The sequence below is a fragment of the Amycolatopsis sp. NPDC028719 genome (assembly GCF_055565395.1).
Genome location: NZ_JBVHUL010000003.1, coordinates 929426 through 942218, shown reverse-complemented (window position 1 = coordinate 942218; position 12793 = coordinate 929426). Strand labels below are relative to the sequence as shown.

12 protein-coding genes are annotated in these 12793 nt (G+C 70.9%); 8 read left to right on the top strand and 4 right to left on the bottom strand.

Annotation, left to right across the window (positions count from 1 at the left end; all coding sequences use genetic code 11):
- The first annotated feature begins 50 nt into the window (after window positions 1-50).
- Genes ACZ4TR_RS17930 through ACZ4TR_RS17910 form a run of 5 tightly spaced genes read left to right on the top strand, consistent with a single transcriptional unit; the run spans window position 51 to window position 6876 of the window.
- Window positions 51-5036 (top strand): NAD-glutamate dehydrogenase, encoded by a 4986-nt coding sequence (locus ACZ4TR_RS17930; RefSeq protein WP_465288031.1) that lies wholly within the window; start codon window positions 51-53, stop codon window positions 5034-5036.
- On the top strand, window positions 5033-5452 hold the full coding sequence (locus tag ACZ4TR_RS17925) for an acyl-CoA thioesterase (protein ID WP_155545552.1): 420 nt from the start codon (window positions 5033-5035) through the stop codon (window positions 5450-5452). Before ACZ4TR_RS17930 ends, ACZ4TR_RS17925 begins: the two co-directional genes overlap by 4 nt.
- A complete protein-coding gene (locus ACZ4TR_RS17920; RefSeq protein ID WP_465288030.1) occupies window positions 5445-6080 on the top strand; it encodes a DUF8010 domain-containing protein in 636 nt (211 codons plus the stop codon). The genes ACZ4TR_RS17925 and ACZ4TR_RS17920 overlap by 8 nt, the downstream gene beginning before the upstream one ends.
- A gap of 55 nt (window positions 6081-6135) precedes the next feature.
- Complete coding sequence (locus ACZ4TR_RS17915; RefSeq protein WP_465288029.1) at window positions 6136-6384, top strand: hypothetical protein; 249 nt, start codon at window positions 6136-6138, stop codon at window positions 6382-6384.
- A 54-nt stretch (window positions 6385-6438) separates the two neighbouring features.
- Window positions 6439-6876: a hypothetical protein gene (locus ACZ4TR_RS17910; protein WP_465288028.1), complete on the top strand. Its 438-nt coding sequence runs from the start codon at window positions 6439-6441 to the stop codon at window positions 6874-6876.
- Here the strand turns inward: ACZ4TR_RS17910 and ACZ4TR_RS17905 are convergent.
- The 3 genes from ACZ4TR_RS17905 to ACZ4TR_RS17895 form a co-directional block, all read right to left on the bottom strand.
- Entirely contained in the window at window positions 6873-8435 is a 1563-nt protein-coding gene (locus ACZ4TR_RS17905; protein WP_465288027.1) for a glycoside hydrolase family 13 protein, read from the bottom strand. The genes ACZ4TR_RS17910 and ACZ4TR_RS17905 overlap by 4 nt on opposite strands.
- Window positions 8435-8818 carry a globin gene (locus tag ACZ4TR_RS17900; RefSeq protein WP_364524483.1) on the bottom strand — a complete coding sequence of 128 codons (384 nt, stop codon included), beginning with the start codon at window positions 8816-8818 and terminating at the stop codon, window positions 8435-8437. Before ACZ4TR_RS17900 ends, ACZ4TR_RS17905 begins: the two co-directional genes overlap by 1 nt.
- A gap of 142 nt (window positions 8819-8960) precedes the next feature.
- Window positions 8961-9905 carry a mechanosensitive ion channel family protein gene (locus ACZ4TR_RS17895; protein ID WP_465288026.1) on the bottom strand — a complete coding sequence of 315 codons (945 nt, stop codon included), beginning with the start codon at window positions 9903-9905 and terminating at the stop codon, window positions 8961-8963.
- Window positions 9906-10305: 400 nt separating this feature from the next.
- Between ACZ4TR_RS17895 and ACZ4TR_RS17890 the strand changes: the two genes are divergently transcribed.
- Window positions 10306-10803: an HNH endonuclease gene (locus ACZ4TR_RS17890; protein ID WP_350310664.1), complete on the top strand. Its 498-nt coding sequence runs from the start codon at window positions 10306-10308 to the stop codon at window positions 10801-10803.
- Window positions 10804-10978: 175 nt separating this feature from the next.
- On the opposite strand, the gene ACZ4TR_RS17885 is transcribed toward ACZ4TR_RS17890, so the two are convergent.
- Window positions 10979-11341, bottom strand: coding sequence for a hypothetical protein (locus ACZ4TR_RS17885; protein ID WP_465288025.1), 363 nt, complete (start codon window positions 11339-11341; stop codon window positions 10979-10981).
- A 278-nt stretch (window positions 11342-11619) separates the two neighbouring features.
- Between ACZ4TR_RS17885 and ctaJ the strand changes: the two genes are divergently transcribed.
- Both ctaJ and ACZ4TR_RS17875 read left to right on the top strand, forming a co-directional pair.
- Window positions 11620-11871, top strand: coding sequence for an aa3-type cytochrome oxidase subunit CtaJ (gene ctaJ / locus ACZ4TR_RS17880; protein ID WP_284742167.1), 252 nt, complete (start codon window positions 11620-11622; stop codon window positions 11869-11871).
- Window positions 11858-12346: a DUF5130 family protein gene (locus ACZ4TR_RS17875; protein ID WP_465288024.1), complete on the top strand. Its 489-nt coding sequence runs from the start codon at window positions 11858-11860 to the stop codon at window positions 12344-12346. The genes ctaJ and ACZ4TR_RS17875 overlap by 14 nt, the downstream gene beginning before the upstream one ends.
- Window positions 12347-12793: the final 447 nt, after the last annotated feature.

Sequence of the window (12793 nt, the reverse complement as noted above, 5' to 3'; positions counted from 1 at the left end):
CCGTCGAACCGGCGCGGTGCCACCTCACGAATACTGGAGAGTTGCCTCAAATGAGCTCGACCGGAGTCTCGTCCCTACCCGGAACCGGAGCCGAAACCGAACCCGAATTCGGTCAGCGCTCCCCGGTCAGCCCGGAGCAGATCAGGGACGACCTGATCGACGTCGCCGCCGGCCTGGCGCCGGAGATCGGGGAGCTCATCCGGCTCTACTACCGGCACATCCCGGCCGAGGAGATCGTCGGCGACGAGCCCGTCAACCTGGTCGGCGCGGTGCGCTCGCACCTGCAGCTCGCCCGGTCGCGGATGCCCGGCCGCCCGGCCGTGCGGCTGCTCAACCCCACCGTCGCCGAAGACGGCTGGGCGCGCGAAGCCACCGTCGTGCAGGTCGTCACCGACGACATGCCCTACCTGGTCGACTCGATCGCCGCGGAGTTCGCCCGGGACGGCGTGCAGGTGCAGCGGATCGTCCACCCGATCGTCGTCGTCAGCCGGGACCTGACCGGCGAGCTCCTGGAAGTCCACCCCGACGCCGACCCGGCCGAGCCGCCCGCGAACTCGGCCGCCGAGTCGTGGATGTACATCGAGATCGACTTCGTCACCGACCCGAACCGCGCGCGCGAGCTCGACAACCGCCTCTCCAGCGTTCTCGGGGACGTCCGCGAGGTCGTCGAGGACGCCGAGAAGATGGCCCAGACGGCCTGCCAGCTCGCGAGCGAACTGGAAACCGAGCCGCCGCAGCTGCCGCAGGCCGAGGTCGCCGAGGGCGCCCGCCTGCTGCGCTGGCTGGCCGACGGCCACTTCACCTTCCTCGGCTACCGCCGCTACGAGCTCGTCGACAACCCGCACCCGGACTCGGACGAGCCGGCCCTGCGCGCGGTGCTGGCCTCCGGGCTCGGCGTGCTGCGCCAGGACAGCCTGGCCGCCCGCGGCCTGACCGCCGGCCCGGACACCGCCGCGTCCGCCCTCTCGCCGACGTTGCTGGTGCTGACCCAGGCGAGCGCGCCCTCGACCGTGCACCGGCCGGTCTACCCGTACTACGTCGGCGTGAAGACCTTCGACGCCGAAGGCACCGTCACCGGCGAACACCGCTTTCTCGGCATGTTCACCACCACCGCGCTGCACGAGAACGTGCTCGACATCCCGGTGGTGTGCAAGCGGGTCCGCGAGGTCATCCACCGCGCCGGGTTCCCCATGGAGTCGTTCTCCGGCCAGCGGATGCTCGAGGTGCTGCAGAACTGGCCCCGCGCCGACCTGTTCTCCGCCGACACCGATTCGCTGTACTCGACGACCACCGGCGCGATCACGCTGTCGGACCGCCGCCGGCTGCGGCTGTTCCTGCGCCGCGACCCGTACGGCCGCTTCTACTCCTGCCTCGTCTACCTCCCGCAGGACCGCTACACGACGCGGTCGCGGCTGGCGATGCAGGAAGTCCTGCTGGAAGAGCTCGAAGGCACCCAGCTCGAATACAGCGCGCGCATCGGCGAGACCGTCCTCGCCCAGGTGCACTTCATGGTCCACACCGACCCCGCGCGCCGGCTCGAGCCGGACACGGCGAAGATCCAGGACCGCCTCAACGACGCGGTCCGCAGCTGGGACGACCGGATGGTCGAGGCGGTCCTCGACGAACGCCGTGAGCGCTCGGACGGCGGCGTCGCCGTCGGTGTCCTCGGCGAGGAGTCGGCGACCGAGCAGGGCCAGCGCTTCGCGAGCGTCTTCCCCGAGGGCTACAAGGAGGACTTCTCGGCCGGCGAGGCACTGGCCGACCTTCGCGCGCTCGACTCGCTGACCGACGAGGGCGACCTCGCGCTGTCGTTCTACCGGCCGGCCGACGCCGAGCCGGGCGAACGGCGCTTCAAGCTCTACCTGCGCGGCGAAGGCGTCACCCTCTCGAAGGTGCTCCCGGTGCTGCAGGCCATGGGCGTCGAGGTGGTCGACGAACGGCCGTACGAGCTGCACCGCGAAGACGGCGGCGCCTGCTGGATCTACGACTTCGGCCTGCGCGTCTCCCAGAAGATGCTCGACGAGGGCGACGACCACGCGGTCGACCAGCTGCGCGGCCGCTTCCAGGACGCCTTCGAGGCCGCCTGGCGCGGAGACGCCGAGGTCGACGGGCTCAACGGCCTGGTGCTGCGCGCCGGGCTCACCTGGCGCCAAGCCGCCGTGCTGCGCGCCTACTCGCGGTACCTGCGTCAGGCCGGCAGCGCGTTCTCGCAGGACTACATCCAGAACACGCTGCTCAACCACACCCAGGTCGCGACGAAGCTGCTGCGGCTGTTCGAGGCCCGCTTCGACCCGCACCTGGGTGACGCCGACCGCGAGGCCGCCACCGAAGCGCTGATGAGCGAGCTGAGCGCGATGATCGACGAGGTCACCAGCCTCGACGAGGACCGCATCCTGCGCCGGCTGATGGCCGTCATCCGGGCCACGCTGCGGACGAACTACCACGTCACCGACGCCGACGGGAAGACGCGGCCGTACCTGGCGATCAAGCTCGACCCGGCCGGCGTGCCCGACCTGCCCGAGCCACGGCCGCGCTTCGAGATCTTCGTGTACTCGCCGCGCGTCGAAGGCGTGCACCTGCGCTTCGGCGAGGTCGCGCGCGGTGGCCTGCGCTGGTCGGACCGCCGGGAGGACTTCCGCACCGAGATCCTCGGCCTGGTCAAGGCGCAGGCGGTCAAGAACGCCGTGATCGTGCCGGTCGGCGCGAAGGGCGGCTTCGTCGTGAAGCGCCCGCCGGCCACGACCGGCGACTCGAGCATCGACCGCGACGCCCAGCTGAACGAAGGCATCGCCTGCTACCGCATGTTCATCTCCGGCCTGCTCGACCTGACCGACAACCGCGTCGAGGGCAAGACCGTGCCCGCGCCGGGCGTCGTCCGGCACGACGCCGACGACTCGTACCTGGTCGTCGCGGCGGACAAGGGCACCGCGAAGTTCTCCGACATCGCCAACGAGGTGTCCGCGCGGTACGGCTTCTGGCTCGGGGACGCCTTCGCGTCCGGCGGCTCGGTCGGCTACGACCACAAGGCCATGGGCATCACGGCGAAGGGTGCCTGGGAGAGCGTCAAGCGGCACTTCCGCGAGCTGGGCAAGGACACCCAGGCCGAGGACTTCACCGTCGTCGGCATCGGCGACATGATGGGCGACGTCTTCGGCAACGGCATGCTGCTCTCGGAGCACATCCGGCTCGTGGCCGCGTTCAACCACATGCACGTGTTCCTCGACCCGAACCCCGACGCGGCGTCGACGTTCGCCGAGCGCCGCCGGCTGTTCGACCTCCCGCGCAGCTCGTGGGACGACTACGACCGGTCGCTGATCAGCGAAGGCGGCGGGATCTACCCGCGCTCGGCGAAGTCGATCCCGATCAGCCCGCAGGTCCGCGAAGCCCTCGGGCTCGACGAAGGGGTCACCGCGCTGGCACCGATGGACCTGATCCAGGCCATCCTGCTGGCGCCGGTCGAGCTGCTGTGGAACGGCGGCATCGGCACGTACGTCAAGGCGGAGTCCGAAACCCACGCCGCCGCCGGCGACAAGGCCAACGACGCCATCCGCGTCGACGGCAAGCAGCTGCGCGTCAAGGTGTTCGGCGAGGGCGGCAACCTCGGCCTGACCCAGCTGGGCCGGATCGAGTTCGCCCGCAACGGCGGCAAGATCAACACCGACGCGCTGGACAACTCGGCCGGTGTCGACTGCTCCGACCACGAGGTCAACATCAAGATCCTGCTCGACCACCTGGTGCAGACCGGGAAGCTCGAGGAGGCGCAGCGCAACGAGCTGCTGGCGGAGATGACCGACGAGGTCGGCGCGCTGGTGCTCGACGACAACTACCGGCAGAACGCCGTCCTCGGCGTCAGCCGGGCGCACGCCGCGCCGATGCTGTCGGTGCACGCGCGCCAGGTCCAGGCGCTGGTGGCCGCGGGTGCCTTCGCCCGGAAGCTCGAGGCGCTGCCGAGCAACTCCGAGTTCCGCGAGCTGGAGAAGGCGGGCAAGGGCCTCACCTCGCCGGAGCTCGCGACCCTGCTCGCGCACGTCAAGCTGGAGCTGAAGGACGAGCTGCTGGCCAGCGACCTGCCCGACTCGAAGGTGTTCGCCGGCCGGCTGTCCGAGTACTTCCCGAAGCCGCTGCGCGAGCGGTTCGCCGACGCGATCGGCGAGCACCCGCTGCGCCGCCAGATCATCACCACGATGATCGCCAACGAGGTGGTCGACGGCGGTGGCATCTCCTTCGTCTACCGGCTGATGGAGGAGATGAGCGCCACGGCGACCGACGCGGTGCGCGCGTACGCCGTCGTGACCCGGGTGTTCGACCTGCCGGCCCTGTGGAAGGAGATCGACGCGCTCGACAACGTCGTGCCCACCGACGTCGCCGACTCGATGGTGCTGGAGACGCGGCGGCTGCTGGACCGGGCCGCGCGCTGGTTCCTCACCAACCGGCCGCAGCCGCTGGCGCCGCTGTCGGAGATCAAGCGCTTCGGCCGGGTGCTGAGCAAGCTCGTCCCGAAGATCGGCGACCTGCTCCGCGGCCGTGAGGCGGAGTCCGTGCAGGCGAAGGCGGACGAGCTGATGGCCGCGAACGTCCCCGAGGGGCTGGCCCGCCGGGTCGCGCTGCTGCTGCACACCTACGGCCTGCTCGACGTCACCGAGGTCGCCGAGCTCGCCGAGCAGCAGGTCGGCGTGGACGCCCCGCACAGCCCGGCGGAGACGGCGGAGCTGTACTACGCGCTCTCGGACCACCTGGACGTCGACAAGATGCTGACCGAGATCAGCGCGCTCGAACGCGGCAACCGCTGGCACGCGCTCGCCCGGCTTTCGCTGCGCGACGACGTCTACGGCTCGCTGCGGGCGATCACGCTGGACGCGTTGCGGCACAGCGACCCCGGTTCGTCCGGGGACGCGAAGATCGCGCAGTGGGAGAAGACGAACGCCTCGCGGCTGCAGCGGGCGCGCGCCGCGCTGGACGAGATCCACAAGTCCGGCCGGCTCGACCTCGCGACGCTCTCGGTGGCGGCCCGGCAGATCCGGAGCACGGTGCGGTGACCTACGTTGCGCACGTCCGTCCGCGCTGGACGGACATGGACGTCTACGGCCACATCAACCACGCGAAGATGGTGACGCTGCTCGAAGAGGCCCGCATCCCGCTGCTGTTCAAGGGCGCCGTCGAGGCGGGGCTCGACCAGCTGCCGAAGGGCATCGTCGTGGTCAAGCTGGAAGTGGCCTACAAGGCGCCGATCGTGGTGTCCGGGCAGGAGCTGCGCGTCGGCATCGACCTGACGGAGCTGCGCGCGGCGAGCTTCACGCTCGCCTACCGCGTCCACACCGGGCCGGCGGAGTCCGACCCGGTCGCGGTGACGGCGGAGACGGTGCTGGCGCCGTACGACACGGTCGCGTTGCGGCCGCGTAGGCTCAGCCCGCCCGAGTCGGAGTTTCTGAAGCAGGGGTTCGCGGATGCCTGAGTTGTTCGTGCCGGACGCGGCGGACCGGGAGACCCTCGGTGCGTTCGTCGCCCGCGCGGTCCGGCTGGACGGCCAGACGGCCGTCCGGCTGCGGCAGCGCGGCGACGGCGTCGTCGAGGCCTGGACGGCGACGCCGTTCGAATGCTTCGCGACCCGCGCGGTGGCCGGGGACGTCACCCCCGGCGACGTGACGGTGTCCGGCAACGAGCTGCTGGCGGCGCTGACGGTGGCGGGTGGGCCGCGGATGGACCCGGGCCCGGCCCGCGACCTGCTGTGGCACGGCGAACTGCCCCCGTCCGGCCGCTGGCCGCTGGTCGACGAGCTGCCGGCGCGGGTCGTCGCGGAGCTGGCCGACCGGGGCGTGACGCTGGCCAGGGACAACGCCGGCCCGCACGGCAACCCGCCGTCGTCCCTGATGGACCAGGCGGTGCTGACCGTGTCCGGCGATGCGGTCGAGGTCAAGGTCCAGATGCGCTGCCTGTTCGCGATGTCCGGCATGGGTTTCGTGGATGCGGACCTGGCCGAGGACGTCGTCCGCGTGTCGGCGACGGATTCGTGGCTGCGCCTGGACGCGCGGTACGGCGCGATCGTCCGGCGCCGGCACGCGCTGCTGCCGCTGCTGTTCTGATTACGGAGTTCTTGCGTCCCGGGCGTGCGCCGGGTTTCGGTGGCACGCTGGAGCCATGCCCCCGGAAGACGATCCGACGGCGGACTTCCTCGACGAAGTCCGTGCGGAGGAGACGCCCTGGCGTCTCGAGCGTCCGCCGGGGGAGCAGGCGCCGGAACGCGCCGAGCGTCCTGAGAGGTGGGGCCGCACGCGAGCGGCGGGCCGGGCGGCCGCCCAAGCGGCGCCCTACCTCCAGGCCGCGGCGCTGGCGGCGTGGCTGGCGAGCGGCGCCTTCGACGACGGCTCGGGCGACCAGAGCGGTTGACAGGCTCGTGACCGATTGGTTACAGTCCGCGCCTTCCCGGAGGTGAGCCAGTTGATGAGGTTCCCGGCGTTCACCGTGGCCGTGACCCGCGAAGCCGGTCTGTGGACGGCGAAGGTGACCGACGGTCTCGACGGCGCCGAGGGTGGGTTCAAGCAGTTCGGCGACGTCGACCCCGGCATGCGGAAGATCGTCGCGAACCTGACCGGCCTCCCGGCCGAGCGGTTCCACCTCCGGTGGCGCTACGAGTTCGACGACGCGGACGCGACCGACCTCGTCCTGCAGTACCAGGAGGCGGAGAGGCTCGCCGAAGAGGTGGCGCAGTGGCGGGAAGGGGTCCGCGCCCGCCTGGTCGCCACGCTGAACGGGCAGATCCCGCAGCGGGCGATCGCCGACCTGGTGGGCTTGTCGCACCAGCGCGTGAACCAGATCGCGCGCGGCCCCGCGCCCGAGGCGGCCACCGTGGCCAAGCCCGGCCGGTGGGTGCCGCTCTAGACGAGCCAGGCGGCCGAGTCCGCCGGCAGCTTCCCGTCCACCAGCGGGCTGCTGCTCAGCAGCACCTCGCCCGGCGGCAGCGCGATCGGGCTCGCGGACGTGTTCAGCGCGCACACCAGCCCGCCGCTCTTGCGGCGGAACGCGAAGCAGCCGGCCGGGGCGCCGTACCACTCCAGCTCGTCGCCGCTGAACGCCGGATGCGTCTTCCGCAGCTCGATCGCCTGCCGGTACAGCGAAAGCGTCGAATCGGCGTCTTCGATCTGCTTCTCGACCGTCAGCCCGGCCCACTCGCCCGGCATCGGCAGCCACGTTCGCGGGTTGCGGGAGAACCCGAACGGCGGCAGGTCGCCTTCCCACGGCAACGGCACCCGCGAGACGTCCCGCCCGAACTCGGCCCCGCTGGTCTTCGCGCGCGGGTCGGCCATCTCCTCGAGCGGGATGTCCACGTTGGCCAGGCCCAGCTCTTCGCCGTTGTACAGGTAGACCGCGCCGGGCAGCGCCAGCTCGACCAGCGCCATCGCCCGCGCGCGGCGCACGCCGGCGGCGCCCCCGCCGTAGCGGCTGACCTGGCGCCAGACGTCGTGGTTGCCCAGCGTCCACGTCGCGGGCGCGCCGACCTTCGCCGGCACGGTGAGGGAGCGCTGGATGGCCGTGCGCATCGCGTCCGCGTCGAAGTGGGTGAGCACCAGCCGGAAGTTGAACGCCAGGTGCAGCTCGTCGGGCCGCAGGTAGCGAGAGAGGCGTTCTTCGTCGGTCACCCAGATCTCGCCGACGGCCATCGCTTCCGGGAACTCGTCGAGCACCTTGCGGATCATCTGGTGGATCTCGTGGACGCCGTCGTGGTCCCACCGCGGGTCGTAGTAGTGGCTCGGCCCGTGCGCGTCGGCGCGCGGGTCCATGTCCGGCAGGCCGGGCGGCTTGGCCATGCCGTGCGCGACGTCGATGCGGAAGCCGTCGACGCCGCGTTCGAGCCAGAAGCGCAGGGTCCGTTCGAGATCGGCGGCGACCTCGGGGTTGGTCCAGTTGAGGTCCGGCTGCTGCGGCGCGAACAGGTGCAGGTACCACTGGCCGTCCGGCACCCGGGTCCACGCCGGGCCGCCGAACGCGCTGACCCAGTTGTTCGGCGGGTCCTCGCCCTTCGGGCCGACGCCGTCGCGGAAGATGTAGCGGTCGCGCTCCGGGCTGCCCGGCTTGGCCGCCATCGCGGACTTGAACCAGGCGTGCTGGTTGCTGGTGTGGTTGGGCACGACGTCGACGGTGACCTTGATGTTGCGCTTGTGCGCCTCGGTCAGCAGCACGTCGAAGTCGCCGAGGGTGCCGAACATCGGGTCGACGTCGCGCGGGTCGGCGATGTCGTAGCCGTGGTCGGCCATCGGGGAGCGGTAGAAGGGCGTCAGCCACAGCGCGTCGACGCCCAGCAGCTCCAGGTAGCCGAGCCGGGAGTGGATGCCTTCCAGGTCTCCGACGCCGTCGCCGTCCGAGTCGGCGAACGAACGGACGTAGACCTGGTAAAACACCGCATCACGCCACCAGGCGGGTTCTCCCGGCTCCGGTCTCATCAGACGAAGCTGTTCATCATGCTGTGGGCGGCCATCTCCAGGTAGGCCCAGAGCTGCCCGCGGTAGGGCTCCTCGAGGTTCTCCTCGTCGACGGCGATCCGGATGCAGCGCAGCCAGGCGTCGCGCTCGATCGGCCCGATCTTGAACGGCGCGTGCCGCATCCGCAGCCGCGGGTGCCCGCGCTGGTCGGAGTAGGTGTGCGGGCCGCCCCAGTACTGCATGAGGAACAGCCGGAAGCGTTCCTCGGCCGGCCCGAGGTCCTCCTCGGGGTAGAGGGGGCGCAGGATCTCGTCTCGCGCGACTTCTTCGTAGAACCGCGCGACGATCCGGCGGAACGTGGGTTCGCCGCCCACCGCTTCGTAGAGGTTCGCCGGTTCGCTCACTGCAGACACGCCTTCCATTTTGCCCTCCGGGTGCGGGTTCCCGACGCCCGGTCCCGCCCCTCGCCGGAAGGTCGCGAACCCGTTTCCCAGCGTAACCACGCGGGCCGGGTCGTGAGCCATCTCACGACCCGGCCACGGGACGCTACTTCTTCGCGGCCACCGAGGCGGCGTTGGGGAACAGCCGGCCGAGCGGGGGCTCGAAGCCGGCCTCTTCCAGGGCCCCCAGCAGCTGGGCCCGCAGGGCTCGCTGGACCGCCCACTGCTTGCCCGGCCGCACCTTCACGGTCAAGCGCAGCTGCAGCCCTTCCGGGGTGACGCTTTCCACGCCGAGCATCTCCGGGGGCTCGAGGATGTTGTCCTTCAGCAGGTCGCTCTCGGTCGCGGCCGAAGCCGCCTCGCCGAGCACGGTGGTCGCGCGCTCGACGTCGGCGGAGTAACCGAGCGGGACGTCGACGACCGCGACCGCGAAGCCCTGGCTCGAGTTGCCGACGCGCAGGATCTCGCCGTTGCGGACGTACCAGACCGTCCCCTTGAGGTCGCGCAGCGTGGTGATGCGCAGGCCGACCGATTCGACGGTGCCGGAAGCTTCGCCGACGTCCACGACGTCGCCCACGCCGTACTGGTCCTCGACCATCATGAAGATGCCGGACAGGAAGTCCTTGACGAGGTTCTGCGCGCCGAACCCGATCGCGACGCCGATGATGCCGGCCGAAGCGATGATCGGGCCCAGGTTGATGCCCAGTTCGCCCAGCACGAGGATGAACGCGAGCCCGTAGATCAGGAACGTCGCCATCGACTTCAGCACGGAGCCGATGGTCTGCGCGCGCTGGCGGCGCCGTTCGATCACGGCGGAGCCCAGCACCTCGGGGGCGCGCTCACGCAGGGGACGCAGCAGCGCGGGGAGCTTCCCGCTGCTGCGGGGGAGCGTGGTGACGCGGTTGACCAGCCGCCGCACGAGGAGCCGCACGACGAACGCGATCACGATGATCATCAGGATCTTCAGCGGCTTGGTCAGCAGCCAGTTCGCCGAACCTGCCAGCCACTCGTTGTTCGTCGCCAGATACACCTGGTGACAGAAGGTGCTCACGTCGTCGACGCAGGGCGGCTTGGCGGAGGGGAGCAGGGGGGACACGGGAGTTCGATCATCCTTCCGATCAGGTCGGTGAGCCCAACTGTAAGTGGATGTTGGGTCGCGCGGATGTGACACGTCTTGTAACACACGTGCGCTGGGGGGCTGTTTTGTGGTCGACTATGCCTACGCCCCTGGAGGTGGTCGAGTGCCAGACCGACAACCCAGCCCCCGCGGCGTCTCCGGCCAAGCCATGGCCGCCGAGACGCCAGAGGTGGTTCTGCGCGCCTATCCGGGGGGTTCCGCATCCGGCGGAGCCGTCCCGGCCGGGCCGGGGAACCGCCCAGGGGGAATTACCCGCCCGCCCGGACAGCGTAGAGGCCGGGATCCGGCCGCCCCCTCGTGGGGCAGGCGCCGGGTGCTCCTGCTCAACGCCACTTTCGAGCCGCTGACCGCGTTGCCGTTGCGCCGAGCCGTCGTGCTGGTGATGTGCGGCAAGGCCGAAGTGGTGCACGGTGATCCCGGCGGCATCGAGCTGCATTCGGCGAAGGTGTCGCTGCCGGTGCCCTCGGTGATCCGGCTCAGCACCTACGTGCGCGTGCCCTACCGGGCGAAAGTGCCGCTCACCCGCGCCGGGCTGATGCACCGCGACCGGTACCGCTGCGCCTACTGCGGGGGGCGGGCCGAAACGATCGACCACGTCATCCCGCGCAGCCGGGGCGGGCCCCACGCCTGGACGAACTGCGTCGCCTGCTGCGCCAAGTGCAACCACCGCAAGGCGGACCGGCTGCTCTCGGAGATCGGCTGGCGGCTGCGCGTCGTCCCGCGGGCTCCCCATGGCCCGCACTGGCGGCTGCTCGCGCACTCCAAGGAGGCCGATCCGCTCTGGCGTCCGTATCTGGGCTCCGCCGCCTGACTGTTTTCGGGGGCTCCGGGTGGCGGAGCCCCCGGCCCGGTGCGAAGCCTCGGACAGTACAGGGCTCTCACGGCGGAGCCTGGACATGCCGGCGCCCCGGCTGCCTTGCGGCGGACCGGGGCGAGCCGGGTGCTTGCGCGTGTTCAGGTAAGGCGTACGGACCTGGAGCGAAGGGTCAGGCAGCGAGCGCGTAGTCGCTCTGGCAGGTGACGCGGGTCCCCATGGTGACGCGCGTGCCGCGGGTGACGCGCGTGCCTCGCGTGACCCGGGTGCCGCAGGTGACGCGGGTCCCGGCCGTCACGCGCGTGCCCATCGTGACGCGGGTGCCCCGGGTACCTCGCGTGACCCGCGTCCCCGCCGTCACCCGGGTGCCCATGGTGACGCGCGTTCCCGCCGTGACGCGTGTACCGCGAGTGACGCGTGTACCCCGCGTAACCCTTGTGCCCGCCGTCACACGCGTTCCGGGCACGAATTCGATTTCGCTGGGTGACGAGGTGGCCTCGGTGATCGCCTGTGCGGGGGTGTGGACGCTGTTCATGGCAAGGCCTCCTGGGACCGGTGCGTTACCTGCTGGGGCTGGGGAGCGGGGCGCAAGGCCCGTACAGGTGAAAAAGCTACGAGGATTTCAAGGCTGCGACAAGACGACAGCGGCGGGTGCGGCCGCCTGTACGTTGAGTTGCAACCTTTCGGCCCGACGCTCTTCGCCCCAACGTTCCAGTGGCCGCGAGCCAAGCGGCGGACGGCAGTCGGCTTACGACGAACGGTCGAGTGCGGCGCGCGCGGTGGGCGCGGAGGTCATCCGATACGCTCAGCGCCGTGAACGTTGTCGAGACGATCGTGGTCTTCGCCGTGATCCCGCTGGCCATCTACGGCCTCGCCGGGCTGCTGACGCTCCGGCGCAGGTCCGGCGGTGCCCCGCGGCACCGGTCCGGCCAGGCCTGGGACTACCCGGCCATGTGGTGGAGCGCCAACCCCGAAGGGGTCGGTGCCGGGCACCACGCCGCCACCGAGAACAGCGCGCCCGAGGGCGCCCCGACCGCGGCAGGAGGCGCTCGTGGCAACTGGTGAGCTGACGAAGCGCGTCGACGAGTCCGAACTGGGCTACGGCGAAGCTCTCACGTCCAGCGGCCGCGTGTCGGCCGCCAAGATGTACGAGCCGGAAGCGCCGACGAGCCCGTTCAACACGCGCCAGCTGGCCCGCCTCGACGAGGCGCTGACGTTCGCGAGCCGCGAGACCGGTCTGGACTTCAGCCTGTACCTCGGCGAGCTGGGAGCGGACAGCCGATCGGCGGCGGAGAAGCTCCACGCGACGACGGCGAACCCGGCGAACTCGGTCCTGATCGCGGTTTCCCCGGGCGAGCGCTTGATCGAGATCGTGACCGGCAAGGCGGCGTACGTCCGCCTCCCCGACCGCGGCGCCAAGCTGGCGGTGGCGAGCATGGTGGCGTCCTTCAAGGAGGGCGACCTGGTGCGCGGGTTGGTGAACGGCCTGGTGAACGCGCTGCGCATGCTGTCCGACCAGGCGGGCCCCGCGCCCCGCTGACCTTCTGGCACGAAAAGAGCCCCGCACCTCGACGAGGTGCGGGGCTCTTTCACGTCCGGCGCCGGCTTGACCCGGTTGTCCACACCACCGCCGTGATGTGGACAACCAGACCCTCGCGGCGGCCGATCCGCGGCTTTCGTCGGGCGCCCCCGATACGCTGGACAAGGGCACGCCCCCCTTGGGAGGGCGGGGGCCGCTCTGGGCGGGGCTGGGACCCGGCAAAGTCGCGGGTTCAGCCACCTGGCCTCCGCCGCTACAGCGCAACGGAATCCAGCCCACTCGTCCGCGCCCGCGGTTCGGACGTCGCGAATGACTCATTCGGGACTTCAGACGCCCCCAATGACTCATTCGCCTCCGCCTCGGCAGGGCCCGCCTCGACCGCCGCAGCCGGATCCAGGGGTCTTGAATGGGTCATTCAGGTCTTGGGAGGTCCTGAATGACCCGTTC